Source organism: Burkholderia sp. THE68, assembly GCF_009938265.1.
Taxonomy (GTDB): Bacteria; Pseudomonadota; Gammaproteobacteria; order Burkholderiales; family Burkholderiaceae; genus Caballeronia.
On the sequence record NZ_AP022319.1, the window covers coordinates 993,789 to 1,019,413 of the forward strand.

The following is a 25,625-nucleotide window of genomic DNA, read 5'->3' on the forward strand; positions in this document are numbered from 1 at the left end:
AAGGGAAGGAAAGGGGGTGTCTCGTCAGCGAGGCAAAGCGCCGATGCTCAACCTGCTCGCTCTATCGGTGGTCCGGATAGCAAAACCCATAATCCTCACACCCCGGACACCCCGGCGCACCCATCGGCGCGACGCTTCTCGCATACGCGACCTCTTGCGCAAGAAACTTCTTCCAGCGCAGATTCGCAACGTTGCGCGCGACCAGCGCGGGATAGTGCCGCTCCAGCATTTCGCTGACATCATCGCGCCCGTCGAGGCCGAGATCGCGCCACAGATGATCCGGCCGCAACGACGCCGCGGCGATGATCGTCGCGAGACAGCGCGCATCTTCCCGATGCCGCGTCGCCGTGCGGTCGTGCCACATCAGCAGCCCGTGCAGATCGCGCACGAACGCGCGATGCGGCGATCCGAGAATCGCACCCGGCACACGACCAACCGCCGCACCGGGAAAATGCCCGCCGATCAGCGCGGCGAACGCGCCGGCATCGAGCCCGAGCAGAAGCAGATCATTCGATTCGATGCGCGCGCCGATGAGCCGCGCGAACAGCACGGTATCGGGCGCATCGGGATGGATGGCGTGCGCGAGCAACACACGCGCTGACGCGTTCATCGATGCGCTGTGCCCAGCACATGCGCATCGACGCGCACGAGGCGCTTCATGTGTCGCGGCGCATGCACCGTATCCGCGCCCGATACGAGCACGGGCAGACCATCTTCGATCCCGAGCTCGCGATCCGCGCACTCATACGCGACGATCACCTGCGCGCCGATCGGCGTATTGAACAGCTCGTGCCACGAGAACGTCACGGCGTAGCCGTCGTGCGCGTGCGCAAGAAACACAGTGCGCTTGAAATCCGAGCTGTCCGGACGGCGCACGCCCGCCGCGTCGAGCAGCACGCGCAACTGCACGCCGCGATAGCTTCCCATCGGACGGATGTAGCGGCCGGTCGAAAAACACACCAGATCGAAAGGCGCGATGTGCGCGCACGCGAATTCGCGCAATGCGGCAAGATCGAGGGTGAGCGGCCTTTGCACCGCGCCGCCGATCTCGACGACGGGTCCGTCTGGCGTGGCCGGGCGAGCGGAAATCGAGTGCGCAAGTTCCATGGCGTTTGACGTAAGAAGCGTGAAAGCGTATTGGGGCCGCGTTATATCTGCGACTATATTACGATGTCCGGCGCGATGCCACGTTTCCTGCGGCATGACGGACATGATCTTCGGCTTATCGACGGGAGAAACGCATGAAGCGTCGGCTGACGGCGGCGTTCGCCATGACGATGTTCCTCGCGGCGTGCAGCTCGGTCGCGCCGGGCACGACGGCGCAGACCGTGCCGCTCGCGGGCACGCCCAACGGCGTCGCGGTGCGCGATGCAGACGGCGCGGTGTTCGTCACCGACGACAGAACCAACGGCATCGTGATGACGACGCACATCGGCGACGAGGATGCGCCTGCGTTCTCTCTCTACGCGCGCATTCCTCACGCGGAGGGCGAGCGCACCGGCCTGAGCCAGATCGCGTTCGCACCGAACGGGCATCTGCTCGTCGAGCAGTTCGGCTTCGGCACGGCTGGCGCCGTTTTCGATATCGCGCCGAGCGGTCAGGTCGCGCTTGCGTCGGATACGAATTCGGCGCGGCGGCGTCTGGGCCTCTTCGTGCTAGATAGCGGCACGTTCCTGTCTAGCTGGTTCGTGAAAGAGGGCAGCGCGCCGCCCGAAGGCGGCGTGAGCGTGATCACGCGCGGCGCCGCGCCGCGCCAGATGATCGAGCGCGACATCGTCGGCGGACTGGCGAAGCCGGTCGGTCTCGCGGCCGTCGGCGAGACGCTCTACATCAGCGATCAGGCCGCCAACCGCATCTACAAAGTGGATCTGCAGGCGGCGCGGGCGGCGAGCGCGCCCGTGCCCGCCAGCGATGTCTTCGCGACCGTCGACGCGCCGGACTTGATGGCCGCGGCACCCGACGGCACGCTCTACACGAAGTGCGGCGCGCACGCCGTGTGCAGCTTCTCGAAGCGCGGCCGGGCGACCGTCGTCATGGACGGCCTCGAAGCGCCGCGCGGCGTCGCGGTGGACGTCGCGCGCAAACGGCTCATCGTGGTCGACCGCTCGGGCGCGCCGGACAAGCCGAGCGCGCTGCGCGTCGCGCCGATCCGCTGACGTGCTCAGCGCGGCGACGACCAGCCCTTGTAGCTGCCGACGTTCTCGCGCGTCACCAGCGTCGACGGCAACAGGATCGTCGAGCTGCTCGGTTTCTTGCCGTTCATCAGGTCATAACCGACGCTGACCGCCTGCTGCGCCATCGCCCACGGGTCCTGGCTCGCCGATGCCTGAACCGACGTATCCGACTTCAGCGCCACTTCGATATCCGGCGCACCGTCCACCGACGTGATCACGATATTCCCGCGATGCAGCTGCTTCGCCGCGAGGTCCGTGCCGATCGCTTGCGGATCGTTGATTGCGAACACGCCATCGAGCTTCGGGAAACGCGTGAGATAGCCCTGCATCGCGTTCATGCCGCCTTCGCGCGAGCCCTTGGCGTCCTGATCGTCGGACAGGATCTTGATGCCCGGATTCTTCGCGAGCACGCTCTTGCAGCCGTTCACGCGATCGATCACCGCCGACACCTGCGGCCCGTTCTCGATCACCACGTTGCCCTTGCCGTTGAGCTTCTTCGCCAGGAAGTCGCAGGAAATTTCGCCGGCCTGCACGTTGTTGGTCTGCACGGTCGCGTCCGCGCCCGCCGCCGCCACGTCCACCGCGATCACGACGATGCCCGCCTTCTGCGCCTTCTTCACCGCCGGCTCGATCGCCTTGGGATCGACGGCGTTCAGCAGGATCATGTCGACGTGCGCCGAAATGAAGTTGTCGATCTGCGTGAACTGCTTGTTCATGTCGTAGTCCGACGACACCGCTTGCACCTTGGCGCTCGGATTGATGGCCTTCGCCTTGGCTTCCGCGCCCTTTGCGATCGTCACGAAGTACGGGTTGCCGAGCGAGCCGACCGTGATGCCGACGGATTTCAACTGCTTGTCGGCGGCGTGCGCCGACAGCGACAGGGTGAATCCGAGAGCGAGTGCGACGCTGGCGAAAAGCTTGTTGTGTTTGCGCATGTTGTTGTCTCCAGTTGGTCCTTTTTTCGAGGGCGGGCGCACGCGGACCCGAATGCGCCCGGATAGCGGAAGTTCAGGTGCGAGCCGAGCCGCGCTGACGGTAACGATCGAGCGCCACCGCGCCGATGATCACGAGGCCCTTGATGATGTATTGCCAGATATCCGACACGCCGAGCAGCACGAGACCGTTCGTCAGCACCGCGATGATGAGCGCGCCCACCAGCGTGCCGACGATCGAGCCCACGCCGCCGACGAAGCTCGTGCCGCCGAGAATCACCGCGGCGATCGCATCGAGTTCATACGACTGGCCGAGTTGCAGACCATTCGCGGCGTAGAGACGCGCGGCGGACATCACCGCGCCGAGACCTGCGAGCAAGCCCGAGATCGCGTAGACGAAGAGCTGGATGCCCCACACCTTGATGCCCGAAAGACGCGCCGCTTCCGGATTGCCGCCGACCGAATAGATGCGCAGGCCGAGCACGGTGCGTCGCAGAATGAACCATGACACGAACACGACGAGCAGCGCGATGATCACGAGCCAGGGCACGCCGAACAGCGTGTCGTTGCCGATGAACGCGAACGACAGTTGCGGATTGAAGATGGTCGTGTCGTGACCGATCAGCCGCGCGATGCCGCGTACCGCGGTGAGCGAGCCGAGCGTGACGATGAACGGCGGCAGTTTCAGCAACGCGATCAACAGGCCGTTGACGACGCCGAAACCGAGACCTACCGCGAGCGCCGCCGGAACGCCGAGCCAGCCCCAGCCCGGAATGTTGGACGCGAGCAGTGCGGCGACCGCGCCCGCCGACAGAATCGAGCCCACCGACAGGTCGATGCCGCCCGTGAGAATCACGAAGGTCATGCCCGCCGCGAGCACGATGTTGATCGATGCCTGCTGCGTGACGATCGACATGTTCTGGAAGCTGAAGAAGCCATCCGTCACGATGCCGAAGCCGATGCACAGCAGGATCAGCACCGGCAGCATGCCGGCGGTGCGCATCAGCACCTGCATGCGCTCGCGATGCTCGATGCTTTTCTGCCGCTGGGTCGTGCTCTCTGCTTTCGCAACCGGCGCGGCGCTTGTTTCCTGGTGTTTCGTCGTGTTAGCCATGTCTCTCTCCGTAATCCTTAAGCCGCCTGATCGAGCTTGATCTTCGAGCCCGTCGCCAGTTCGATGATGCCTTCCTGTGAAATCGGCTTGCCGGAATGGCCGCCGAGCTCGCCCGCGATTTCGCCTTCACGCATCACGAGCACGCGGTCCGCCACGCCGATCACTTCCGGCAACTCGCTCGAGATGACGATCACGCCGACGCCCGTGCGCGCGAGATCGTTGATGATTCGATAAATCTCCGACTTGGCGCCAATATCGACGCCGCGTGTCGGCTCGTCGAGGATCAGCACTTCCGGTTTCGTTTCGAGCAGGCGCGAGAGCAGCACCTTCTGCTGGTTGCCGCCCGACAGCGCACCCACGTTGACGCGCATGTTCGGCACGCGAATCGTCAGCGCGGCGATCGCGTCCTTCGCGCGCGTGTTGCCGCGCGGCAGATCCATCACGCCCGCTTTCGCGTCGCGTCCGGCGATCGTGATGTTGATGTTGTCGCGCACGCTCATGTCGAGGAACAGGCCCTGGCCCTTGCGGTCTTCGGTGAGATAGACGAGGCCAGCATCGATCGCGTCGCGCGGCGTGCGCAGCTTCACCGGCTTGCCGTGCATCGACACTTCGCCGCGAGTCTTTTCTTCGGCGCCGAAAATCAGCCGCGCGAGTTCCGTGCGTCCCGCGCCGACGAGTCCCGCGATGCCCAGCACTTCGCCCGCGTGCAGGTCGAGGCTGCATCCTTTCACGCGATTGTTGTCGGCGATATCGCGCACCGACAGCACGACGTTGCCCGGATCGTAGGGCGCGTGCTCCTTCTTGTAGAAGCCGGAGATGTCGCGGCCGACCATCATCTTCACGAGGCTGTCGGCGGAGAGTTCGTCGCGCATCAGCGTGCCGACATACGCGCCGTCGCGCAGCACCGAGACGCGGTCCGACAGCTCGTAAATCTCCGCCATGCGGTGGCTGATGTAGATGATCGCGATGCCTTCCGCACGCAACGTCCGCACGAGTTCGAACAGACGATCGGTTTCGCGCGACGAGAGCGGCGTGGTCGGCTCGTCCATCACGAGGATGCGCGCATGCGCATGCACGGCGCGCGCGATTTCGACGAGCTGCCGCTCCGCGATCGACAGATCGCCGACCAGCGTATGCGGCTTGAAGCTCGCGCCGAGGCGCTTCAGCACATCCTCGCAGCCGCGCTCCATGCCTTTGCGATCGACCAGCCTGCCGCGCCGCAACTCGCGTCCCGCGTGGATGTTCTCCGCGACGGAAAGATTCGGCGCGAGGCTCAGTTCCTGATAGATCACGGCGACGCCGAGCGCGCGCGCGGCGAGCGGCCCGTCGATGGTCACGGTCTTGCCGTCGATGAGAATCTGGCCACCCGCATCGGCCTGATACGCGCCCGACAGGATTTTCATCAGCGTGGACTTGCCCGCGCCGTTTTCACCCATCAGCGAATGCACTTCGCCGGGATAGACGGACAGGCGCACGTCGTTGAGCGCGCGCACGCCCGGAAAGGTTTTGCTGATGCCGCGCATTTCCAGAAGCGGCGGCGGACGGGACGGGTCATGCGGCATGGTTCACCTCTTGCGGTTTGAAGCCCGCGTGGCGAATCGCCGCGCGCGGTGAGAAGTTGAAGAACATCGGCAGCGTGGCTGCCCCGATCGCGCCCGCATCCGGGCCGAAGGAGCCGCGCACGAGCGTCGGAGTGCCGCGCGCTTCGGGCGCGTTGGCGGCGAGCGTCGTCGAAAGGCGCTCGACGAGCTTGTCGAGCAGCCCGCCGTCGATATCGGAATCGATCACGACCATCGGCACGTCGAGCACGCAGAGCGTCGCGCGCAAGGCGGGCGCGAGCGCTTCGATGCAGTCGTCGATCCACTCGTCGACGGCGGGAAGATCCCGCTCGATGCACGCCTGCAAGTCGACGCGGTTGTCCGCCGCCGCGCCGCAATAGTTGAGATGCCGCACGAGCGCGTTCAGCGACGCGCGCGACAGCAGGATGTCCCAGCGGCCGGACGGCTGCGGCGCGGAAGGCAGGCGGCTCGGCGGCACCGGAATGACGCCGATGTCGCCCGCGTTGCCCGACGTGCCGCGCAGGCAGTCGCCGTTGATCGCGACGCCGCCGCCGATCGCGGAGCCGAGAAACAGGTAGACGAAGTCGTCGCAGCGGCGGCCGTGGCCGTAGAACAGCTCGGCGGTCGCGGCGGCGTTGCCGTCGTTTTCGCTGAAGACGGGCAGTGACAGCGCGCGGCCGAGTTCATCGGCGAAATCGGTTTCGTCCCAGGCGCGGAAGGTTTCGGCGGGCAGGCCGAGTTCGCGCAGCCAGCTGCCGAGGTTGAACGGCTGCGCGATGCCGACGCCCGTCAGCCGTTCGCGTTCCGGCGCGGACAGCAGGCCGAGCATGTTGTCGATGTCGCGCTGCACGATCTTGAGAGCCTCGGACGGATGCGGCAGCACGGCATCGAGCGCGCTGCGGGCGAGGACATCGCCGGCGAAATTCACGAGCACAGTTTCGATGCCGGTGCGATCCAGCCGCACGCCGATGCCGAACGCGCCGCGCGGATCGAGCCGGATCAGCGACGCGGGCTGGCCGCGCTGGCCGTCGAGACGTCGTCCGGTGTATTCGATCAGGCCCGCATTTTCCAGCGATTCGACGATGCTGCCGACCGCCGTGCTCGTCAGATTCGCGTGGCGCGCGAGTTCGGCCTTCGACGCCGGCTCGGCGCGCCGCAACGCCTGCAATAGCAGCCGCTCGTTGTACCGGCGTACGTTCGCGGAGTTGCTTCCTCTGCCGCTTGGGGATTTCACGCGCTGTCTCCGGAGACGGCCATCGACTCGTGGCCATTAATTAAATCAAGTTGATTTATTTAAGAACGACGGCGCGTCGAAGTAAAGGAGGGAAATCCCGAAGCCGCTTTTTAAGCGCGTTTTGAAGAGATGGTGCGGGCGGCGCAATGCCGAGGAGCCGCAAACCGCGGACCCGGTGCGATTCACACTAGGCGATGCAGCCGGCGCTGCCAAGCCGCGCGACGCTGCCTTGCGACGCGCTTACGCGAAGCATCGGCCGAATCGATGTACTATCGTCGGCGACACTTTTCGACACTTCTTTCGCCGTTCCATGTTCTCGATCTCCCAGGCCACGCACGCGACCAAGGCGGCGCAATACGACGAGCTGCTCCAGCAAGCCCGCGCGCTCATCGCCGATGAAACCGACTTCATCGCCAATGCCGCGAATTTTTCATCGCTCGTCTATCACACGCTGCCGGATCTGAACTGGGCGGGCTTCTATCTCTTCGATGGCGACGAGCTCGTCGTCGGGCCGTTTCAGGGCAAGCCGGCGTGCGTGCGGATCGCGCTCGGACGCGGCGTGTGCGGCACCGCGGCGCGCGAGCGGCGCACGCAGGTCGTGCCAGATGTGCACGCGTTTCCCGGGCATATCGCGTGCGATTCGGCGTCGCGCTCGGAGATCGTCGTGCCGCTCATCGCGAGCGACGGCACGCTGATCGGCGTATGGGACGTAGACAGCCCCGTGCCGAACCGTTTCGACGACGAAGACGCGCTCGGCATGGAAGCGCTGTGTACGGCGTTCGTCGCGCTTGCGTGGAAAAAATGAGCATCGATCCCGCGGACAACGGCGTCGTCACGATCGCGAGCGCGCAGGGCGCCGTCGCGACCGCCGACAGGCTCGAAGCGCTGATCCGCGCGCGCGGGCTGATTCTGTTCGCGCGCATCGACTTCAGCGGCGACGCGGCGCGCGCCGGCCTCACGATGCCGCCGAGCCAGTTGCTCGTGTTCGGCAATCCGCAGGCGGGCACGCCACTGATGCAGGCGGTGCCGACCGCCGCGCTCGACCTGCCGCTCAAGGTGCTGTCATGGGAAGACGCCGACGGCCGCGCGTGGCTTTCCTATAACGCGCCGGACTTTCTGCGCGCGCGTCACGGGCTCGACGCCGAACTGATGAAGCCGCTAGGCGGCGTGGCCGCGCTCGCGGAGGCGTCTGCGCGCTGACGATCTGGCGTCATCGGCGCGCAGACGCGTGCGTCTACAATGAGACGTTTTCATCTGTCTCAAAATTCCATGACGAGCCTTGCCCGCCGCCGCCTGCTTGCCGCGTGCGCCCTGAGCGCGTGCTCGTTCGCGCGCGTGTGCGACGTGCGCGCGGCATCGGACAAGGTGACGGTCGCGCTCGTGATGAAGTCGCTGAACGATCCGTTCGTCGTCTCGATGATCGAAGGCGCGCGCAATTACCAGCGGCACTACGCATCGCAACTCGATCTGACCACGCACGGCACGCTCGCCGACAATGACGTCGCGGGGCAGATACACATCGTCGAGACGCTGATCGACGCAAAGACCAACGCGATCGTCATCGCGCCTGCCGATTCGAAGGCGCTGTTGCCGGTGGCCGCGAAGGCGATTGCGTCGGGCATCATCGTGATCGCGATCGACAATCCGTTCGACGAAGCCGCGCAGGAAGTGGCGGACCTCGCGATTCCGTTCGTCGGACCGGACAGCCGGCGCGGCGCGAAGCTCGTCGGCGCGTATCTCGGCTCGAAGCTGAAGGCGGGCGACGAGGTCGGCATCATCGAAGGGCCGTCGAACGATCGCAACGCGCAGCAACGCACGCTCGGCTTCAGGGAAGCGATGTCCGCAGCGGGCATGCGTATCGCCGATGCGGACGGCGGCGACTGGACCGCCGCGAGCGGCAAGTCGATCGCGCTGCAGATGCTTTACGCGCATCCCGACGTGCGCGGCCTGCTCTGCGCGAACGACAACATCGCGATGGGCGCAATCGACGCGATCCGCATCGCCGGGAAGAAAGGCCGCGTGCTGGTGACGGGCTACAACAACATCGAAGCCGTGCAGCCGATGCTGGACGACGGCCGCCTGCTTGCGACCGTTGAGCAATTCGGCGCGCGGCAGGCGGTGTTCGGTGTCGATGTGGCGGTGAAGGCGTTGCTCGAGAAGCGGCGGCAGAGGGATTTGTCGCCATATATGGAGACGCCGGTGCAACTGGTGACGAAAGGGCAGGCGAAGGGGTTTCGGTTTGGGGGGGCGTGAGACGCCCCTGACTTTACTCCCCCGCCTTCCCCAACAACCCCCGCGTCGCAAGACTCCGATACAACGCCCTCACGCCGAACGTCCACGGCTCGATTTCCGTCGAGAGCCTCACCGTATTGACGAGCGCGCCGAGGCTCGGCGTCGAGATCGTCACGACATCGCCGAGATGGTGCGTGAATCCGCCGCCCGCCGTATCGCGATCCTTGATCGGCGAGAACATCGTGCCGAGAAACAGCATGAAGCCATCCGGATACTGATGATGCGCGCCGTGCGTCTGCGTGACGAGATCGGCCGGATCGCGGCTGATTTCGCTCATGTGGCTGACGCCTTCGAGCACGAAACCGTCGTCCGCGCCTTCGATGCGCAGCGACACGCTCGTGCCGCGCACCGAATCCAGCGTGAAGCGCTCATCGAACAAACGCACGAACGGCCCGATCGCGCACGACGCGTTGTTGTCCTTCGCCTTGCCGAGCAACAGCGCGCTGCGGCCTTCGATATCGCGCAGGTTCACGTCGTTGCCGAGCGTAGCCCCGACGATCTCGCCGCGCGCATTCACCGCGAGCACGATCTCCGGCTCCGGGTTGTTCCATTGCGATGTCGGATACAGGCCGACATCCGCGCCGAAGCCGACCGATGACATCGGCTGCGACTTCGAAAACACTTCCGCATCCGGCCCGATGCCGACTTCCATGTACTGCGACCACGCGCCGCGACGCTCAAGCTCCGCCTTCAGCTTCGCCGCGCTTTCCGAACCGGGCTTGATCTGCGAGAGATCCGCGCCGATCAGCTTGTTGATCGTGTCGCGCACTTCCTGCGCGCGGCTCGCGTCGCCGCCGGCCTGTTCCTCGATCACGCGCTCCAGCAAGCTCACCGCGAACGTGACGCCGCACGCCTTCACCGCCTGCACATCGCAGGGCGCGAGCAGACGCGGGCCATCGGCGGACGCATCGAGCGTTGCCTGCAACAGGTCCTGCACGCCGCCGAGATGCTCGCCTTCCGCGTTCCGGGCTATTTCGAGTGCGTCGGCGCTATCGAAGAGATCGGCGGTGGTCGGCGCGGCGCGCGTGATGTCGAACACTTCGCCGCCGCGCACCGCGACGACAGCGGGACCGTTCACAGGCGCGGGACGCCAGACGCGGCCGATCAGCACGGCATCGGCGAAATCTTCGGGCAGACAGGAGGAGACGTTGACGGTTTGCATGAATGCGAATGACGGGCGGGAAAGGAAAGCCGATCGTAGCCCGCGTGCGGGGCAGTGTCCATCAGGTTGATTAAATGTCCAACCTGTTGGAAGATCCACCCATGGAAAAGACCTATGACGTCCCCGCGCTGCGCCGCGCGAGCGACATTCTCGAAGCGCTCGCCGCCGCTGCCAAGCCGGTGCGCGCCGCCACGCTCGCGGAACAGACCGGCCTGTCGCGCAGCACGCTGTATCTGATGCTCGAAACGCTCGCGCGCATGCAATGGATCGACAAGCGCGACGACGGCTACATGATCGGCGTCGGCCTGTTCGAGCTCGGCAACGCGTACGTGCGTCACGACAAGCTTCAGGCCGCGTTCCGCGAAGGCGCGGGCGCGTTCATCAACAAGCATAACGAGGTGGTCCAACTCGCCGTGCTCGACGGCGTGCAGGTGGTTTATATCGCGCGCGAGGACGCGCATCGTCCGGTGCGGCTCGTCTCCGATCTCGGTTCGCGTCTGCCCGCGCATTGCTGCGCGCTCGGCAAGGCGCTGCTTGCCGGCATGAGCGACGAAGCCGTCGTCGAACGTCTGCCCGAGCGTCTCGAAGCGGTCACGCCGCGCACCATTACGCGGCGCGCGGCGCTGTTACGCGAACTCGCGGCGATCCGTGCGAGCGGGCTCGCGGTCGAGCGCGAGGAGGTCGCCGAGGGACTCGCGTGTTTCGCGGCCTTCGTCGGGATGACGCCGGCGGGCAAGCGCGTCGCGGTATCGACGAGCGTGCCGGTCGGCCGGCTCGATCCGAAACGTGAGAAGCAGATTTCGATCGGCATCGTGCAGCTTGCGGCTCACTTGCGCGGCGCGCTCTGACGATGCGATGCGCGCGCTTGCGCGCGGCCCTGCGAAGCGGCGAAGCGCGCCTCGATCGACTCCATGTCCTTTTCCGCATAAAGGGGCGCCGGCGCGTGCGCCGCGATCAGCACGTCGCAGCGCGCGTGCATACACACCACATCGCGCAGACGCGCTTCGCCGTGCCGCCAGCCGGTGTCCGCTTCGCCGCCGAGCACGATGAGATCAACGCTCGCCGCTTGCGCCTCCTTCGCGATCAACGCGCCGACGCTGGTGCCGTCGAGCGGCTGCGTGACGCTGCGCGCGATGCCGTCGATGCCCGCGCTGTCGATCAGCCGCGCCGCATAACGCGTCACGGCGCGCGCGTGATCGTCGATGACGCCGAGCGTTTCGTCCGGATCGCTGTCGCTGGTGACGACGGCCCACCACGGCGTCTGATCGACGACATGCAGCGCGGTCAGACGCGCGTTGCAGGCGCGGGCGCGTGTGATGGCGGTGGTCAAAGCGCTTTCGCTGAGGCTCGTGCCTACTGCGACGAGGATGTGCTTGTACATGATGCGTCTCCGGTCTGGTTCGTTCAGACAGGATGATCGTCGTGCAGACTTAGGCGCGAATGAGCGCGCACGCTGGTATTTTTTAGGCAGGAACTTAACGGCGGCGTTTTTTCCAGTCATAACCGGCAGGCGGATCCGCGACGCCAGGCTTGCCGACCGAATGCGGGTTTTCACTGCATAGCGTGACGAAGCCGATATCTTCGCCATCGGACTGGCGGCGGCGCAACGCCTCCGCAAAGCGCAGCGCATCGGAAAGCGCGTTCTCATCGAACCGTTTGAAGTGCGCCGCGCCTTCGATATCAGGGTTGCCGCCGAGCCAATACACGACGAACATCGATTAGCCTCTCGTATTGGAGATGAATGCACCATCGCCGCCGCACGAGCCACGGCGGTGCAGATCCTGCACGGCGCGCGTGAACCGGCGCGCCGCGACAGCCACCGGGTAATCCCGAAGTGTAACGTCGGCGGACCGCACCCCGCCTGGCGCTGCGCCTTCAGCGACCCGCGAGGGAATGATCGTTGCTCTCATCTCCGTCCATTCCGAGGCCAAAACGATGCAACGACACGACCGTGTTCCTTCGCAAGCGCTGTGGCAGATTCCGCCGCGCGCAACGCGCCCCGACGAGCCGCGCGTGCTCATCGCCGATGACGATCTGGAGGCGACGCGCGCAATCTGTCTTGCGCTCGAGGACGCCGCGTTCACCGTGCGCGCGGTGCACACGGGGCTCGACGCCGTGTCGCTCGCGCGCAAATGGCGGCCGGGCGTGATCCTGCTCGATCTGATGATGCCGCTCGGCGACGGCTGGGAAGCCGCCGAAGCGATTCGCGCGATCGATCTGTCGATGCTGCTGATCGCGCATACGAGCCGCACCGACCCCGAAGACCTCACGCGCGCGCAACGCACCGGCTTCAACGGCTACTTCGTCAAGCCGACGGAACTCGACGGAATGATCGCGATATTGCAGGACTATTTCTCGATGCGGGAGGGCGAGGGCGATCACGCATCGGCGCGCTTGCGCTGAATGTCGTCGAGCTTGAGCGCAAGCTGATCGATGTCGCGCTGAACGTGTTCCTTGAGTATGTCTTCCCAATACTGACAATAGCCGGCCCAGAACGGCATCTGCGAGTGCGCGGACGCGGCCGTCGGCAGTGGATCGGGCAGCATCCGGCTCAGACGGCGGATTTCCTTGTGCTTCCATTGCAGCAACGCGCGTCGATGGCCGCGGCGCGGCGGGCACATCTCGTTCATTCGCGCGACCGCGATAGAGAAACCCTCGGCGGGCCGCGATGCCATCCTCGTCAGCACAGCGGTTTGCGGGCGCGGCCCGCGTTCATGGCAGATGATCGCGCCGATCTGGCCAAGGATGTACATCGCCTTCGCCATCGGGGCTTCGGAAGGGTGTTGCATGGCGCCTCTCTCGATTTATCTTTATGGTCTTCGTGCACGGGCGCGCGAATCGACCTCGTTCTTGATATTGATACGTTGTAGCCTACCGCTTTAATAAGATACCGTATCGAAATTAATCCGAAGTACGTATCGACAAAAAGATACAGTCAACGCAACACGCGCTGCGAACTGAAGCGCAGGGCATTTTTGTTTCGGAATGTGCAGGATTTATTGCTGCTCAAAGCAGGCTATTGCCGTGCCGGTCACGACGCGCCCAGCACATGCCGGGCAAACAAGTCGCGCACGCCTTTGAGCGTGTCGTCGTTGTCGCAGGTCGCGGCCGCGACGATCCGCTCGCGTGGCGCGACGAAGATGAACTGCTCGCCGTATCCGGCGGCGAACACATAGCGCGGATCGATCCAGCAGAGATAGCCGTATTGCGCGTCGTCCATCGGCGGGCCGCCATCGCTATGCACGGCGGTGGCTTCATCGATGAACGTTGCGTCGATGAGCCGCGCGCCGCGCCACACGCCCCGATGCAGCATCAACTGCCCGATTTTGATCATGTCGCGCGTGCGCAACGTGAGGCCGCGGCCGCCGAAGGTATGTCCATCCTCGTCGCTGATCCATTCACAACTCGCGATGCCGAGCGGCGCGAACAGCGTGTCGCGCACGTAGCACTCGAGCGTGCGTTTCGTAGCGGATTCGATGACGAGCGACAGCAACAGCATCGCGTGTGAGTCGTATTCGAAGCGCATGCCGGGCTGCGCGATCGGCCGCGCCAGGACGAAGCGCAGCCGGCTTCCTTCGCGGGAAAAGCGCTCGCACGGGCCGAGCACGCACTCGTCGATGACGCTCTGATCCCATTCGAAGCCGGAAGTCATCGTCAGCAGATGCCGCAGCGTGATGCGCTGCACGCGGCGATCGAAGCCGTATAAGCGCATCTGCGGCAGGAGGTGGCAAACGGGTGTGTCGAGCGGCGGCAGCAAACCTGCGCGCAACGCCGCGCCGACCGCGAGTCCGACGACCGTCTTCGTGACCGAATTGATGTCCTGCGGGCTTTGCGCGTCGACATCGTACCGATAATGCTCGAACACGATACGGTCTTCGTGAGCGATGACGAAACTACGCACGCCGGGTTGCCCGGCCAGCGCTTTCTGCAATGAAGTGAAGCCGGAATCGTTGACGAACGTCATGAGCAAGAGATGCCGGAATGAAGATATAAGCAGGATACCGAAGCAAAAAAGTACGGTCGAGCGCAAAGAACGATTCGCTTGATCCGCGTGCAGGTTCCGCCGAATCGTGTTACACATCGAGCAATCCGGATGCCACGCAGCGCGGCATCGCAGTCTTTCAGCGGTTTCAACTCACTTTCAGCGAGCCTGAATTTGTCTGTCCGACGACTCGCGACGCTCTGGCGGCTTGGCCGGGCGTTCGTCCACGAAAGCCAGCTGACCAGCGACGGCGCCGCGATCACCCGCGTGGCGCGCTTCTTCGCGTCCCACGGTGCGCGCGCCGCGCCGCTCGGCGCAGGCGTGCCCGCGCTCTCGCAACTCTCACGCGTGCTGGAAAACGCTTCCGGGACGCTCGCGCGTCATCCCGCGCTCGCGGAGACGGCAGTGCGCGTCGCCTTGCACGAAGTCGACGGACTGTTCACGCCCTATGACGCGGCCGCCTTTCGCGCGGCTTGCAGGGCGACGTTTCCCGCCGCACTTTCATTCGACCTCACCGGGTTGAGCGATGTGCCGCTGCGTTCGGGCATCGCGGAGCAGACACATGCGGCGCGCATCGGCGAGACGCCGGTGCGTGTAACGCTGCTGCGCGCCGACACCCGCGCCGAACTCGACGACGATCTCGATCTCGCGCTCGCGGCGGCGCGTTTCGCGGAACGGCGCTCGGCGCAGGCGCGCGAGATGCATCCGGTGGAATGGGTGCGGCGGGCGCGTGAAAGCGTCGACGCGATGATCGACTTGCGCCAGCGCGCCGCTGATCAGAGCTATTTGCGCTATCGCCTGCGCGACGACGACCGCCTCGCCGTGCCCGAAGTGCTGTGGGACTATTGCAACGACGCAGTGCTGACCACGCGCGCGATCGAAACCGCCGCGCTATCGGATGCGGACGCGCTTGCGTCATGCGGGCTCGATCAGGCCGATGTCCTCGCGACGCTCATCGAAGCGTTCTTCGAAATGTCGCTCGATGTTGGCGTATATCACGCGGGGCTCGATGCGGCGGGCGCGCGCGTGAGCATCGAGCCCGGGACGCGCGGCCAGATCGTCCTGGAAGCCGATAACCCGTTGATGATCTTCGCCGCGCACGAGCGTGATTTTCTCGTCGGCGTGTCGCATGCGCTCATGTCGGGCGATCACAAGGCGGCGGCGCGCGCGCATCTCGAACACGGCCGGCCCGCGACGAACGCGACGCATCATGAAGTGCGGGTCGAAGCGACGTATCGGCGCGAGGCCGAGCGCTTCGCGTCGCCGCACGCGCGGCACGGCGTGGGCGTGGCGCAACTGTTCGGCGCGATCGGCAAGGCGCCCGCCGAGCACATGTTCAGCGCGGGGCACGGGCGCATCGCGTCGCGCGCGGTGCTGTTGTCGAGGGCGGTGGAACGCATCGAACGCGTGGCGCAGGAGATCGCGCCGAATGTCGATGTATGGAAGATCGCGCGCAAGGTGATCGTGCGGCTTGCAGCGGATCAGTTCAGTTGCAGGAGTCTCGCGGCGCGTCTCGCGCGCGAAGCGACGCATTGGCCGCATACGCTGCCGCGCTTGCCGACGCTCATCGCGCACTACGCGGCGACAGCGCGACGATAATTCATCAGCGCGTGCCGGGGCTCATGCGCTCCGCGATCGCACGGCACGCTTCCCTGAGCGGCATCACGTACGTTTCGAGCGGCGTCGCGCACTTTCTGAACAGCGGAATGCTGACGCTCACGCAGCCGAGCGTCGCACCGTTCGCGCCGACGATCGCGCTGCCGTAGCAGAAAATCTGCGCCTCGTTTTCCTCGCGGTCCTCCGCGTAGCCGCGCGCGCGGGTCGCGTCGAGTTCGGCGTCGAGCGCGGCGCGCTCCACGATCGTATTCGGCGTGAAGCGCTCGAACGCGATGCCTTGCAGCAGCGCATCGCGTTCGGCGGGCGTCTGCGTCGACAGATAAGCCTTGCCGACGGAACTCGAATAGAGCGTCACGCGCGTGCCGATGCGCGAGGCCATGCGCACCGCGTGCGGGCTTTCGAGCTTTTCGACGTACACCATCTCCGAGCCGCTGCGCACCGCGAGGTGCACGGTTTCCTGGGTGGCGTCGCGCAAGGTCTGCAGCGCGTCGGCGGCGGCGATGCGCAAGTCCGAGCGTTCCCAGCTGCGGCTCGCGAGTGACATCAGGCGCGGGCCGAGCGCGTAACAGCCGCCGCGCGCGCTCTCGACCACCAGCCCCTCCGCGATCAGCGCGCCGACGATGCGATACACCGTCGGACGCGGATAGCCGCTCGCCGCCGTGAGCCGCGCGATGCTCGGCGGCTCGTCGGCATCGGCGATGACCTGCAGCACCGCCATGAACTTCGAAAAGGCGGCGGTGCCGCTGGCTTTGGCGGCGTCGAGAGCGGTGGTGTCGGTCAGCATGATGCTGCGAATCATGCCACGAGATAGCCGCCGTCGACGGGAACGATCGCGCCGGTCATGAACGACGCCGCCGGCGACGCGAGAAACGCCGTCACGCGCGCGACGTCTTCCGGCAAGCCCCAGCGCTTCATCGGCGTGCGTTCGAGGATGGCCTGCGAACGGCCGTCGTCTTCCTGGAGCGCTTGCGTCAGCGGCGTCGCGATCCAGCCGGGCGCGACGGCGTTCACGCGGATGCCATCGGCCGCGTAGGCGATGGCGAGCGACTTCGTCAGTTGCGCGACGCCGCCCTTGCTCGCGCTGTACGCGGGCACGAGCCCGCCGCCGAAGAACGTCAGCATCGACGCCGTGTTGACGATCGAACCCTTGCTCTTCGCGAGCAAGGGACGCGCGGCGGCGCACATCCGCATCGTGCCGTTGAGGTTCACGGCGATCACGCGCTCGAACGTTTCGATGTCGTGCTCGTCGCCGCGACGGATCATGCCCGCGCAGTTGACGAGCACGTCGAGCGCGTCGAGCGTGGCGAACAGCGCGGCGGCGCTGGCGGCATCGGCGACATCGAGCGCGGCGAGTTCGACGCCATCGCCGAGTGCGTCACGTTGGGCTACGGTCGGCGCGAGGCCGGCCGCGATCACGCGCGCGCCGAGCGCGGCGAACTGTTGCGCGATGCCCGCGCCGATGCCCTGCGTGCCGCCGGTCACGACGACGGTCTTGCCCTTGAAGAGATCAGCCTGAAAAGTCATAACGTTGTGATTTAGACGACGGGAACGGGTGCGGCTTGCTGTTCGGCGTCTTCGATCGGCGCGCGCACGACGAACATGTAGACGAGCGCGGCGGCGAACGCGACGCCCGCGCTGATCAGGAACGCGTTCACGAACGAGTGCGTCTTGTCGACGACGAGGCCGGTGATGAACGGCGCGAACGAGCCGCCGAAGTAACCGCCGAAGTTCTGGATACTGCCGAGCGACGCGACCATGTGGCGCGGCGCGGCGACGGAAACGAGCGCCCATGCCGCGCCGCTCGCCATGTTGACGAAGAACATCGCGGCGGAGAGATAGACGATCGCGAGCGTGAGATTCGGCGTGAACGCGGCCGGCACCGTGAAAAGCGCGCCGCCGATGAGACCCGAGCAGATCGGCCACTTGCGGCTGCGGATCGGGGCGACGCCGCGCGCCATCAGACCATCGGCGATGAAGCCCGACGACAGCATGCCGAGCGTGCCTGCGAGATACGGAATCGTCACGACCCAGCCAGTCTTCGCGATCGTCAGATGGCGCTCATGTTCGAGATACGCGGGCAGCCAGGTGAGATACAGCCACACCATGTAGATCACGCCCATGAAGCCGAAGATCATGCCCCACGTCGTCGCCTTGCCGAACAGGCCGCGCCATTCCGCGAAGGTCATGTTGCGTTCCGCGCGCTGCGCGGGCTCGCCTTCGGTGAGATGCGCGAGTTCCTGCGATTCGAGCTTCACATCGCGGCGATTGCGATAAACGATGTACCAGCCGATCGACACCGCGATCCCGAGCACGCCCATGATCACGAACATGTTGCGCCAGCCGAAGTTGAGCAGCAGCACGGTGAGGATCGGCGGCGCGAGCGCGGGTCCGATCGTCGATGAGGTGACGAAGATGCCGGTCGGCTTGCCGCGTTCGCGTTGCGCGAACCACTCGGACACGACCTTCGCGCCGGCGGGAAACTGCGGCGCTTCGCCGATGCCGAGCGCGATGCGCGCCGCGAGGAACTGATGCAGGTTCGTCACGAGCCCGCCGAACAACTGCGCGACCGACCACACGAACATCCCGAGGCCGAGCATGACGCGCGCGCCGAAGCGATCGAGCATCGCGCCGATGGGCAACTGCGAGAACGCATACGCGAACGAGAACGCGGAGAGCAGCAGGCCCATCTGCGACGCGGACAGCCCGAGTTCCTGCGTAACGGAGTGATTCGCGATCGACAGCGTGCTGCGATCGAGATAATTGACGATGCCCGCGAGCATCAAAAACGTGATCGCGACGATCTGAACGCGCTTCAGGCGCGGTGATTTTTCCAACATGTTGTCTCCTCCGAATGCTCTTGTGAGTCTGTTAGAGGTGGTTTGGGTAATCAACGAATGAACTGGTCGACGAAATCCGCGCCGAGACCAACGGCCTCGTAGTGTTTGCGGCACATGTCGACCTTGGTGAACACGTCTTCGTAGCCGGTGTAGTTGCCGTACGGGTCGCAATAGAACATCACGCCGTTCACCTGGAAGTACGTGATCATCTCTTCCACGTCTTCGGGCACGTACAGCGTGTGGGTTTCGCCGGGCGGTTCGAAGACATAGCTGCCTTCAGTCGCTTCCCAGTCATGTTCCAGATACCGCCAGCGGCCCTTCAGCACCATGCCGTGCACCGCTTGCGGATGACGATGACGCGACAGCACGCCGGATTTGCGCACGCGCAGGAGGTTCATCCAGTAGCCGGTCGATACATTCAGGCACAGCGGGCGAAACCAGACGTTTTCGGCTTGCGGAACCCATTCGCGCTCGTCGGTCGGAATCGCATGACCGATGACGATTTCTTTTTGTGCTTCTTTCGGGAAGGGAAGTTGATACGGCGTCATGGCGTCCGCCGCGGGCTTTGGCGCGCTCATCGCGTCTCCTTGTCCATATTGTGGATGTGTAAATCAAATTATGGACAAATATTCTGCCTCGTCGCGAGAATTGTCAAGATTCTTCATCGGATGCCGAATTCGTGCAGGGACGAAAAAAAGCGGCCCCTGTAACGGGGCCGCCTTTCGATCGCTCGAAGAATCCGAACGGGTTATCGCGCCATCATCAGCATATGCACGTTATGCATCACCCACACCGTGCCGACGATCAGGATCAACGACATGAGTATGGTGTAAGCGAACGACATCGCGTGCCAGCGTTGTCCCTTCGACGCGTTCACGTGCAGGAAGAACACCACATGCACAATGACCTGTATCGCGGCGAGCACCGCGAGCGCGACCATCGCGCCTTCGCCTTTGAACGCGCCCGAGGTCGCGGCCCAGAACGAAGCCACGGTCAGCACGACAGCCAGCACGAAGCCGATGAGATAGCCGCGCACCGTGACGTGCGGGAAATCGCTTGATTCGGTATGCGTATGTGCCATCAGACCACGCTCCCAAGATAGACGAAGGAAAACACGCAAATCCAGACGATGTCCAGGAAGTGCCAGAAGAGGCTCAGGCACGCGAGGCGGCGCAGATCGCGCTCGCTCATCTGCGGCTTGCGCACGATCTGCACGGCCAGCACGACCAGCCAGATCAGACCGATGGTGACGTGCAGGCCGTGCGTGCCGACCAGCGTAAAGAACGCCGACCAGAACGCGCTGCGTTGCGGACCCGCGCCTTCGGCGACGAGATGCGCGAACTCGTGCATCTCCAGCCACAGGAAGCCGACGCCTAGCAACGCCGTGACGCCGAGCCACGCGAGCGTCGCGCCCGACTTGCGGCGCGTGGCGGAGATCATCGCGAGACCGAAGGTCAGGCTGCTCGTGAGCAGCAGCGCCGTTTCGTACGCGACATCCGTCAGGTTGAACAGATCCTTGGCCGTCGGGCCACCTGCCGTCTGCATCGCGAACATCGCAAACGTTGCGAAGAGCGACGCGAACAGCACGCAGTCGGTCATCAGGTAGGCCCAGAAGCCGAACACGGAATGCGACTGGTGCTCATGCTCGTGCGCGTGATGCGCGGACAGTGTCGATTGCGACATTACATTGCCTCCAGTTCGAGTTCGCGCGCGGCGCCAGCCTTCGCGGGCGCTTTCGGCGGGCGATTGCGCTCTTCGGTTGACTTCACGGTCGCGGCCGGGATGATGAATCCGGCGTTCTCACGGAAGCTATAACCGATCGCCGTCGCGACGATGCCGACGAGACCCACGATAGCCAGCCACCAGATGTGCCAGATCGCGGCGAAACCGAACGCCAGCGCGAACAGACCGATCACCAGACCCGCGCTCGTATTCGACGGCATGTGGATGTCGCCGAACGGACGCGCATCGATGCGGCCGTGTTCCTTGGCATCGGCGAAATCGTCGAGTTCGCGTACAGCCGGGATATTCGCGAAGTTGTAGACGGGCGGCGGCGAGCTCATGGTCCATTCCAGCGTGCGGGCGTTCCACGGATCGCCCGTGACGTCGCGATACGCAGGCTGATTGCGGCGGATGATACTGACCACGATCTGCGCGACCTGGAACACGACGCCCACCGCGATGATCGCCACGCCGACAGCGGCGACGATGAAGTACGGCTGCCATGCCGGGTTGTCGTAGTGATTCAGGCGGCGCGTCGCGCCCATGAAGCCGAGGATGTAGATCGGCACGAACGCCACGAAGAAGCCCACGAACCAGCAGATGAACGCGTTGCGGCCGAGCTTTTCGTCGAGCTTGAAGCCGAACACCTTCGGCCACCAGTACTGCACGCCCGCGAAGTAGCCGAACACCACGCCGCCGATGATCGCGTTATGGAAGTGGGCGATCAGGAACAGCGAGTTGTGCAGCACGAAGTCCGCGCCCGGAATCGCCAGCATCACGCCGGTCATGCCGCCGAGCGTGAAGGTGATGACGAAGCCGATGGTCCACAGCACGGGCGTGGTGAACTGCACGCGGCCGCGGTACATGGTGAAGAGCCAGTTGAAGATCTTCACGCCGGTGGGGATGGAGATGATCATCGTCATAATGCCGAAGAAGGCATTGACGTTCGCGCCCGAGCCCATCGTGAAGAAGTGGTGCAGCCACACGAGGAACGACAGCACCATGATGCAGCACGTCGCATACACCATCATGCGATAGCCGAACAGCGGCTTCTTCGAGAACGTCGCGATCACTTCCGAGTAGATGCCGAAGGCGGGCAGAACCAAGATGTAGACCTCGGGGTGACCCCAGGCCCAGATCAGGTTCAGATAGACCATCGGGTTGCCGCCGCCGTCGTTCGTGAAGAAGTGCATGCCCATGTAGCGGTCCAGCGCGAGCAGCGCGAGCGCCACGGTCAGGATCGGGAATGTCGCCATGATCAGCACGTTCGAGCAGAACGCCGTCCACGTGAAGACCGGCATCTTCATCCAAGTCATGCCGGGCGCGCGCATCTTGACGATCGTCACGAAGAAGTTCACCGCCGTCAGCAACGTGCCGACGCCGGACAACTGCAACGCCCAGATGTAGTAATCCACGCCGACGCCCGGACTGAACTGCGTCTCGGAAAGCGGCGGATACGCGAGCCAGCCCGTTGCCGAAAACTCGCCGATGAACAGCGACAGGTTGATCAGAATGGCGGCCACGGCCGTCATCCAGAACGAGAGCGAGTTGATGAACGGGAATGCCACGTCACGCGCGCCGATCTGCAGGGGCACGACGAGGTTGAAGAACGCGACCAGCAGCGCCATGGCCATGAAGAAGATCATGATGGTGCCGTGCGCCGAGAAAACCTGGTCGAAGTGATGCGGCGGCAGATAGCCCGGCGAATCCATTGCGATGGCTTGCTGCGCGCGCATCATGACGGCGTCGGCGAAGCCGCGCACGAGCATCAGCCCGGCGACGACGAGATACATGACGCCGATGCGCTTGTGATCGACCGAAGTCAGATACTCGCGCCAGAGCCAGCCCCATTTGCCGAGTTTGGTGAGAAGGGCGACCGTACCGAGCGCGAGGATCGCCATGAAGACGGTCGCCCCCATGATGATGGGCTCGTGGTACGGGATTGCCTCAAGCGTTAATTTGCCGAACATGGCTTACCCCTTCGTTACACAGTTGTCGCCATTCACATCGAAGCGGCCGTTGTTGTATTTGCCGACGATGTTCTTGAACAGCTTCGGATCGACAGTCGAGAAATAGCGCACCGCGACCTTCTCGCTCGGGCGTGCGACGCCGGCGTAGACGTCCATGCTCAGGTTCTCGGGCGCGGTCTTGACCTTCTTGATCCACGCGTCGAAGTCGGCGCTGGACATCGCCAGTGCGCGGAACTTCATGTCGGAGAAGCCTTTGCCGCTGTAGTTCGCCGAGATGCCCGCGTAGTCGCCCGCGTGATCGGTGAGCAGGTGCAGCCTGGTCTGCATGCCGGCCATCGCGTAGATCTGGCTGCCCAGTTGCGGGATGAAGAACGAGTTCATCACCGAATCCGACGTGATGCGGAAGTTCACCGGCGTGCCGACCGGAAACGCGAGCTGGTTGACCGACGCCACGCCCAGGTCCGGATAGATGAACAGCCACTTCCAGTCCAGCGCCACGACTTCGACGTTGATCGGCTTGACGTTCGATTCCAGCGGCTTGTACGGATCGAGCTCATGCGTGGTTTTCCACGTCAGGATGCCGAGGTACAGGATGATGATCGTGGGGATGGCCCAGACCACCACTTCGATGGCCGTGGAGTGCGCCCACTTCGGCGCATAGGTGGCGTTCCTGTTGGACGCCCGATAGCGCCATGCGAAAAACAGGGTGAGCAGAATCACCGGGACCACGACAAGAAGCATGGCGTAAGTCGCGGTGGCGATCAGCGAGGATTCCGCTGCGCCGATCACGCCTTTCGAGTCCAACACCTCCAGCTTGCATCCCGAAAGACAGAGACTGGCTATCAACCCCGATAACAATGGCACTGCTAAACGTTGGGCATTTTCATTCATTGCATTCGCTGGTTTCTATGATCGAAGCGTCCGGGGAAGAACGCCGCCGCACGGCGTTGCGCCGCGTCAGGATCATGCCACGCGCGTTTTTTCGCGATGGTGCGAATGTTAGGAAAATTGTTTCATATCAACCCGATGCGACAGGGTGTCGCGCTTTCTGAGCCGTCGGGAGAGAGTACGGGAGTCTACAACGAAGGGATGAGGTCACAGGTGTCAAAAAGCGTGGTTATCGATGGATTTCATTCCGCCGCACAGAACGCCCGCCGTGCCAGCGCGCGCTCAGTATTTTCCGCAGGTTTATTTGCTTAGATACCTAAGTTTATGATGAGCTCCATCCGATGAAACTCAGTCGATCACTTCGAGGGGGAGCCGCGCTTGGAACTGACAATCGATGCGATGAAAGCAGCCCTGTCGCGTTCCACGCGGCTCGATGCGAAGTGGCTCGTGATCGGCGGCGCGGTCGTCATCGCGGGCGTGCTTGCGCTGATCCCGCTCGTGTTCCTCTTCTGGCAGAGCTTCTTCACGCCGCAAGTCGCCGATAACCCCGCCGTCTTCACCTTCGGCAATTACAGGCTCGCGTACGGCAGTTCCGAGACGCTGCGCACGCTCTTCAACTCGCTCAAGTTCGCGTTCGGCGCCGCCTGCGTGTCGTTCGCGATCGGCACCGTGCTCGCGTGGATCATCGAGCGCACCAACACGCCTTTCCGCAAGTTTTTCTACGCCATCACCATCGTCCCGCTGATCGTCCCGAGCATCCTTTTCACGATCGCGTGGATCTTCCTCGCGAGCCCGAAAATCGGCGTGCTCAACGTGGCGCTCGGCTCGCTGTTCGGCGTGACGAAACCTTTCTTCGACATCTACAGCATGGGCGGCATGATCTGGGTCGACGGCCTGCATTATTCGACGATGGCCTTCCTCCTCATGTCCGCCGCCTTTCGCGGCATGGACCCGTCGCTGGAGGAATCGTCGCTGATGAGCGGCGCGGGCATCGCGCGGACGATGTGGCGCATCACGCTGCGGCTCGCGTTTCCGGCCATCGTCTCGACGCTGCTGATTCTCTTCGTGCGCGCGCTCGAATCGTTCGAAGTGCCCGCGCTGATCGGCTTGCCGGTGAAGCTGCAGGTGTTCACGTCGTCGATCTACGAGGCGATCGAGCAGTATCCGAGTCAGATCGGACTCGCTTCCTCTTACTCGATGCTGCTGCTCGTCATCACCTCGGTCGGCCTCTATCTGCAATCGCGCGTCTCCTCGGGCGGCGGCAAATATTCGACGATGAGCGGCAAGGGCTTTCGTCCGCGCGTGGTCGACATCGGTAAATGGCGTTATCTGACGGCCGGCGTGTTCGTCGTCTACTTTCTGCTGATCGTCGCGCTGCCGTTCGCGGTGCTGCTGTGGTCGTCGCTGCAGAAGTATTACCGCACGCCATCGCTCGCCGCGCTGCATCATCTTTCGTTCGATGCTTACGGATACATCCTGCATCTCTCGACGCTGCGTCACGCGGTCGTCAACAGCCTCCTGCTCTCGTTCGGCTGCGCGACCGCCGTCATGCTGCTGTCCGCGGTGATCTGCTGGATCGTCATCAAGACGAAGCTGCCGGGCCGCTGGCTGCTCGACAACCTCGCATCGCTGCCGCTCGTGTTCCCGGGGCTCGTGCTCGGCCTGTCGTTCATGATCGTTTCACTGAAGGTCGATATCGGCATCTACGGGACGCTGTGGATTCTGCTGATCGCGTACATCACGCGCTTCATGCCGTACGGCATGCGCTACACGACGACATCGATGGTGCAGATTCACAAGGAACTCGAAGAGTCCGCCGCGATGAGCTGCGCGAGCTGGAGCGCGACGTTCTTCCGCATCGTGCTGCCGCTCCTGAAGCCGGGCCTGCTCGCGGGCTGGATCTACGTGATGATCGTGTCGATCCGCGAGCTGTCGAGTTCGATCCTGCTCTACAGCCCCGGCTCGGAGACGGTGTCGATCGTGATCTGGGAGCTTTGGCAGAACGGGCAATACGTGGAGCTCTCGGCGCTCTCGGTGATGCTCGTGCTCGCGTTGCTCGCGCTCGTCATGCTGCTGCAATGGATCGGCGCGAAGTTCGGCGTGAAAGCGAACCACGCCTGAAACGAACACCATCGGAGACGC

At 64.3% G+C, this 25,625-nt stretch carries 27 protein-coding genes; 8 read left to right on the forward strand and 19 right to left on the reverse strand.

What is annotated here, in order from left to right; genetic code table 11:
- Positions 1-61: 61 nt before the first annotated feature.
- Complete coding sequence (locus BTHE68_RS33005; protein WP_162070460.1) at positions 62-610, reverse strand: nitrogen fixation protein NifQ; 549 nt, start codon at positions 608-610, stop codon at positions 62-64.
- Positions 607-1,107: a molybdopterin-dependent oxidoreductase gene (locus BTHE68_RS33010; RefSeq protein ID WP_162070461.1), complete on the reverse strand. Its 501-nt coding sequence runs from the start codon at positions 1,105-1,107 to the stop codon at positions 607-609. The genes BTHE68_RS33005 and BTHE68_RS33010 overlap by 4 nt, the downstream gene beginning before the upstream one ends.
- Positions 1,108-1,241: 134 nt before the next feature.
- Here BTHE68_RS33010 and BTHE68_RS33015 point away from each other — a divergent pair, with 134 nt between their 5' ends.
- Positions 1,242-2,156 (forward strand): NHL repeat-containing protein, encoded by a 915-nt coding sequence (locus BTHE68_RS33015; protein WP_162070462.1) that lies wholly within the window; start codon positions 1,242-1,244, stop codon positions 2,154-2,156.
- Positions 2,157-2,161: 5 nt separating this feature from the next.
- Here the strand turns inward: BTHE68_RS33015 and BTHE68_RS33020 are convergent, their stop codons facing one another.
- The 4 genes from BTHE68_RS33020 to BTHE68_RS33035 form a co-directional block, all read right to left on the reverse strand.
- Positions 2,162-3,109, reverse strand: coding sequence for an ABC transporter substrate-binding protein (locus BTHE68_RS33020; RefSeq protein WP_162070463.1), 948 nt, complete (start codon positions 3,107-3,109; stop codon positions 2,162-2,164).
- Between the two features lie 73 nt (positions 3,110-3,182).
- Positions 3,183-4,220, reverse strand: coding sequence for an ABC transporter permease subunit (locus tag BTHE68_RS33025; protein ID WP_162070464.1), 1,038 nt, complete (start codon positions 4,218-4,220; stop codon positions 3,183-3,185).
- Positions 4,221-4,237: 17 nt separating this feature from the next.
- The gene (locus BTHE68_RS33030) at positions 4,238-5,782 is read right to left on the reverse strand and encodes a sugar ABC transporter ATP-binding protein (RefSeq protein ID WP_061173181.1); all 1,545 of its coding nucleotides are present in this window, start codon (positions 5,780-5,782) and stop codon (positions 4,238-4,240) included.
- Positions 5,772-7,013 (reverse strand): ROK family transcriptional regulator, encoded by a 1,242-nt coding sequence (locus tag BTHE68_RS33035; RefSeq protein ID WP_162070465.1) that lies wholly within the window; start codon positions 7,011-7,013, stop codon positions 5,772-5,774. Before BTHE68_RS33035 ends, BTHE68_RS33030 begins: the two co-directional genes overlap by 11 nt.
- Before the next feature lie 310 nt (positions 7,014-7,323).
- Here BTHE68_RS33035 and msrC point away from each other — a divergent pair, with 310 nt between their 5' ends.
- From msrC to BTHE68_RS33050, 3 genes are all read left to right on the forward strand, one after another.
- Positions 7,324-7,818, forward strand: coding sequence for a free L-methionine (R)-S-oxide reductase MsrC (gene msrC, locus BTHE68_RS33040; protein WP_162070466.1), 495 nt, complete (start codon positions 7,324-7,326; stop codon positions 7,816-7,818).
- The gene (locus tag BTHE68_RS33045; RefSeq protein WP_162070467.1) at positions 7,815-8,213 is read left to right on the forward strand and encodes a DUF302 domain-containing protein; all 399 of its coding nucleotides are present in this window, start codon (positions 7,815-7,817) and stop codon (positions 8,211-8,213) included. The genes msrC and BTHE68_RS33045 overlap by 4 nt, the downstream gene beginning before the upstream one ends.
- Positions 8,214-8,282: 69 nt before the next feature.
- Positions 8,283-9,266: a substrate-binding domain-containing protein gene (locus BTHE68_RS33050; RefSeq protein WP_162070468.1), complete on the forward strand. Its 984-nt coding sequence runs from the start codon at positions 8,283-8,285 to the stop codon at positions 9,264-9,266.
- Between the two features lie 13 nt (positions 9,267-9,279).
- On the opposite strand, the gene BTHE68_RS33055 is transcribed toward BTHE68_RS33050, so the two are convergent.
- Positions 9,280-10,467 carry a fumarylacetoacetate hydrolase family protein gene (locus tag BTHE68_RS33055; protein WP_162070469.1) on the reverse strand — a complete coding sequence of 396 codons (1,188 nt, stop codon included), beginning with the start codon at positions 10,465-10,467 and terminating at the stop codon, positions 9,280-9,282.
- Positions 10,468-10,568: 101 nt separating this feature from the next.
- On the opposite strand from BTHE68_RS33055, the gene BTHE68_RS33060 reads away from it, so the two are divergent.
- Positions 10,569-11,315, forward strand: coding sequence for an IclR family transcriptional regulator (locus BTHE68_RS33060; protein WP_162070470.1), 747 nt, complete (start codon positions 10,569-10,571; stop codon positions 11,313-11,315).
- Here the strand turns inward: BTHE68_RS33060 and BTHE68_RS33065 are convergent.
- Both BTHE68_RS33065 and BTHE68_RS33070 read right to left on the reverse strand, forming a co-directional pair.
- Positions 11,294-11,848, reverse strand: coding sequence for a universal stress protein (locus BTHE68_RS33065; protein WP_162070471.1), 555 nt, complete (start codon positions 11,846-11,848; stop codon positions 11,294-11,296). The genes BTHE68_RS33060 and BTHE68_RS33065 overlap by 22 nt on opposite strands.
- Before the next feature lie 94 nt (positions 11,849-11,942).
- Positions 11,943-12,182: a hypothetical protein gene (locus tag BTHE68_RS33070; protein ID WP_162070472.1), complete on the reverse strand. Its 240-nt coding sequence runs from the start codon at positions 12,180-12,182 to the stop codon at positions 11,943-11,945.
- A gap of 220 nt (positions 12,183-12,402) precedes the next feature.
- Here BTHE68_RS33070 and BTHE68_RS33075 point away from each other — a divergent pair, with 220 nt between their 5' ends.
- On the forward strand, positions 12,403-12,870 hold the full coding sequence (locus BTHE68_RS33075) for a response regulator (RefSeq protein WP_162070473.1): 468 nt from the start codon (positions 12,403-12,405) through the stop codon (positions 12,868-12,870).
- Here BTHE68_RS33075 and BTHE68_RS33080 read toward each other — a convergent pair.
- Together BTHE68_RS33080 and BTHE68_RS33085 are read right to left on the reverse strand one after the other, a co-directional pair.
- Positions 12,846-13,256 carry a hypothetical protein gene (locus BTHE68_RS33080; protein WP_162070474.1) on the reverse strand — a complete coding sequence of 137 codons (411 nt, stop codon included), beginning with the start codon at positions 13,254-13,256 and terminating at the stop codon, positions 12,846-12,848. The genes BTHE68_RS33075 and BTHE68_RS33080 overlap by 25 nt on opposite strands.
- 242 nt (positions 13,257-13,498) lie before the next feature.
- Positions 13,499-14,431, reverse strand: a complete 933-nt coding sequence (locus tag BTHE68_RS33085; RefSeq protein ID WP_162070475.1) for a serine hydrolase domain-containing protein — start codon at positions 14,429-14,431, stop codon at positions 13,499-13,501.
- Positions 14,432-14,623: 192 nt separating this feature from the next.
- Here BTHE68_RS33085 and BTHE68_RS33090 point away from each other — a divergent pair, with 192 nt between their 5' ends.
- A complete protein-coding gene (locus BTHE68_RS33090) occupies positions 14,624-16,048 on the forward strand; it encodes an AarF/UbiB family protein (protein ID WP_162070476.1) in 1,425 nt (474 codons plus the stop codon).
- A gap of 4 nt (positions 16,049-16,052) precedes the next feature.
- Here the strand turns inward: BTHE68_RS33090 and BTHE68_RS33095 are convergent, their stop codons facing one another.
- The 8 genes from BTHE68_RS33095 to cyoA form a co-directional block, all read right to left on the reverse strand.
- Entirely contained in the window at positions 16,053-16,865 is an 813-nt protein-coding gene (locus BTHE68_RS33095) for an IclR family transcriptional regulator (protein ID WP_162070477.1), read from the reverse strand.
- A complete protein-coding gene (locus tag BTHE68_RS33100) occupies positions 16,862-17,590 on the reverse strand; it encodes an SDR family NAD(P)-dependent oxidoreductase (RefSeq protein WP_162070478.1) in 729 nt (242 codons plus the stop codon). The genes BTHE68_RS33095 and BTHE68_RS33100 overlap by 4 nt, the downstream gene beginning before the upstream one ends.
- Positions 17,591-17,601: 11 nt before the next feature.
- Positions 17,602-18,903 carry an MFS transporter gene (locus BTHE68_RS33105; protein WP_162070479.1) on the reverse strand — a complete coding sequence of 434 codons (1,302 nt, stop codon included), beginning with the start codon at positions 18,901-18,903 and terminating at the stop codon, positions 17,602-17,604.
- Positions 18,904-18,953: 50 nt separating this feature from the next.
- Positions 18,954-19,481 (reverse strand): 2,4'-dihydroxyacetophenone dioxygenase family protein, encoded by a 528-nt coding sequence (locus tag BTHE68_RS33110; protein ID WP_061177182.1) that lies wholly within the window; start codon positions 19,479-19,481, stop codon positions 18,954-18,956.
- A 170-nt stretch (positions 19,482-19,651) separates the two neighbouring features.
- The gene (gene cyoD, locus BTHE68_RS33115) at positions 19,652-19,984 is read right to left on the reverse strand and encodes a cytochrome o ubiquinol oxidase subunit IV (RefSeq protein ID WP_162070480.1); all 333 of its coding nucleotides are present in this window, start codon (positions 19,982-19,984) and stop codon (positions 19,652-19,654) included.
- Positions 19,984-20,586, reverse strand: a complete 603-nt coding sequence (gene cyoC / locus BTHE68_RS33120; RefSeq protein WP_162070481.1) for a cytochrome o ubiquinol oxidase subunit III — start codon at positions 20,584-20,586, stop codon at positions 19,984-19,986. The genes cyoD and cyoC overlap by 1 nt, the downstream gene beginning before the upstream one ends.
- Positions 20,586-22,595 (reverse strand): cytochrome o ubiquinol oxidase subunit I, encoded by a 2,010-nt coding sequence (gene cyoB / locus BTHE68_RS33125; protein WP_162070482.1) that lies wholly within the window; start codon positions 22,593-22,595, stop codon positions 20,586-20,588. Before cyoB ends, cyoC begins: the two co-directional genes overlap by 1 nt.
- 3 nt (positions 22,596-22,598) lie before the next feature.
- The gene (gene cyoA / locus BTHE68_RS33130) at positions 22,599-23,486 is read right to left on the reverse strand and encodes a ubiquinol oxidase subunit II (RefSeq protein WP_162070483.1); all 888 of its coding nucleotides are present in this window, start codon (positions 23,484-23,486) and stop codon (positions 22,599-22,601) included.
- Between the two features lie 375 nt (positions 23,487-23,861).
- On the opposite strand from cyoA, the gene BTHE68_RS33135 reads away from it, so the two are divergent.
- Positions 23,862-25,604 carry an ABC transporter permease gene (locus tag BTHE68_RS33135; RefSeq protein WP_162070484.1) on the forward strand — a complete coding sequence of 581 codons (1,743 nt, stop codon included), beginning with the start codon at positions 23,862-23,864 and terminating at the stop codon, positions 25,602-25,604.
- Positions 25,605-25,625 lie beyond the last annotated feature (21 nt).

Coding starts and splice junctions, on each gene's coding strand:
- BTHE68_RS33005 (WP_162070460.1), bottom strand. CDS start 610: ATGAACGCGTCAGCGCGTGTGTTGCTCGCGCACGCCATCCATCCCGAT.
- BTHE68_RS33015 (WP_162070462.1), top strand. CDS start 1,242: ATGAAGCGTCGGCTGACGGCGGCGTTCGCCATGACGATGTTCCTCGCG.
- BTHE68_RS33085 (WP_162070475.1), bottom strand. CDS start 14,431: ATGACGTTCGTCAACGATTCCGGCTTCACTTCATTGCAGAAAGCGCTG.
- BTHE68_RS33025 (WP_162070464.1), bottom strand. CDS start 4,220: ATGGCTAACACGACGAAACACCAGGAAACAAGCGCCGCGCCGGTTGCG.
- BTHE68_RS33045 (WP_162070467.1), top strand. CDS start 7,815: ATGAGCATCGATCCCGCGGACAACGGCGTCGTCACGATCGCGAGCGCG.
- BTHE68_RS33030 (WP_061173181.1), bottom strand. CDS start 5,782: ATGCCGCATGACCCGTCCCGTCCGCCGCCGCTTCTGGAAATGCGCGGC.
- BTHE68_RS33075 (WP_162070473.1), top strand. CDS start 12,403: ATGCAACGACACGACCGTGTTCCTTCGCAAGCGCTGTGGCAGATTCCG.
- BTHE68_RS33065 (WP_162070471.1), bottom strand. CDS start 11,848: ATGTACAAGCACATCCTCGTCGCAGTAGGCACGAGCCTCAGCGAAAGC.
- BTHE68_RS33020 (WP_162070463.1), bottom strand. CDS start 3,109: ATGCGCAAACACAACAAGCTTTTCGCCAGCGTCGCACTCGCTCTCGGA.
- BTHE68_RS33100 (WP_162070478.1), bottom strand. CDS start 17,590: ATGACTTTTCAGGCTGATCTCTTCAAGGGCAAGACCGTCGTCGTGACC.
- cyoB (WP_162070482.1), bottom strand. CDS start 22,595: ATGTTCGGCAAATTAACGCTTGAGGCAATCCCGTACCACGAGCCCATC.
- BTHE68_RS33050 (WP_162070468.1), top strand. CDS start 8,283: ATGACGAGCCTTGCCCGCCGCCGCCTGCTTGCCGCGTGCGCCCTGAGC.
- BTHE68_RS33055 (WP_162070469.1), bottom strand. CDS start 10,467: ATGCAAACCGTCAACGTCTCCTCCTGTCTGCCCGAAGATTTCGCCGAT.
- BTHE68_RS33010 (WP_162070461.1), bottom strand. CDS start 1,107: ATGGAACTTGCGCACTCGATTTCCGCTCGCCCGGCCACGCCAGACGGA.
- BTHE68_RS33110 (WP_061177182.1), bottom strand. CDS start 19,481: ATGAGCGCGCCAAAGCCCGCGGCGGACGCCATGACGCCGTATCAACTT.
- cyoD (WP_162070480.1), bottom strand. CDS start 19,984: ATGGCACATACGCATACCGAATCAAGCGATTTCCCGCACGTCACGGTG.
- cyoC (WP_162070481.1), bottom strand. CDS start 20,586: ATGTCGCAATCGACACTGTCCGCGCATCACGCGCACGAGCATGAGCAC.
- BTHE68_RS33095 (WP_162070477.1), bottom strand. CDS start 16,865: ATGATTCGCAGCATCATGCTGACCGACACCACCGCTCTCGACGCCGCC.
- cyoA (WP_162070483.1), bottom strand. CDS start 23,486: ATGAATGAAAATGCCCAACGTTTAGCAGTGCCATTGTTATCGGGGTTG.
- BTHE68_RS33105 (WP_162070479.1), bottom strand. CDS start 18,903: ATGTTGGAAAAATCACCGCGCCTGAAGCGCGTTCAGATCGTCGCGATC.
- BTHE68_RS33070 (WP_162070472.1), bottom strand. CDS start 12,182: ATGTTCGTCGTGTATTGGCTCGGCGGCAACCCTGATATCGAAGGCGCG.
- msrC (WP_162070466.1), top strand. CDS start 7,324: ATGTTCTCGATCTCCCAGGCCACGCACGCGACCAAGGCGGCGCAATAC.
- BTHE68_RS33080 (WP_162070474.1), bottom strand. CDS start 13,256: ATGCAACACCCTTCCGAAGCCCCGATGGCGAAGGCGATGTACATCCTT.
- BTHE68_RS33060 (WP_162070470.1), top strand. CDS start 10,569: ATGGAAAAGACCTATGACGTCCCCGCGCTGCGCCGCGCGAGCGACATT.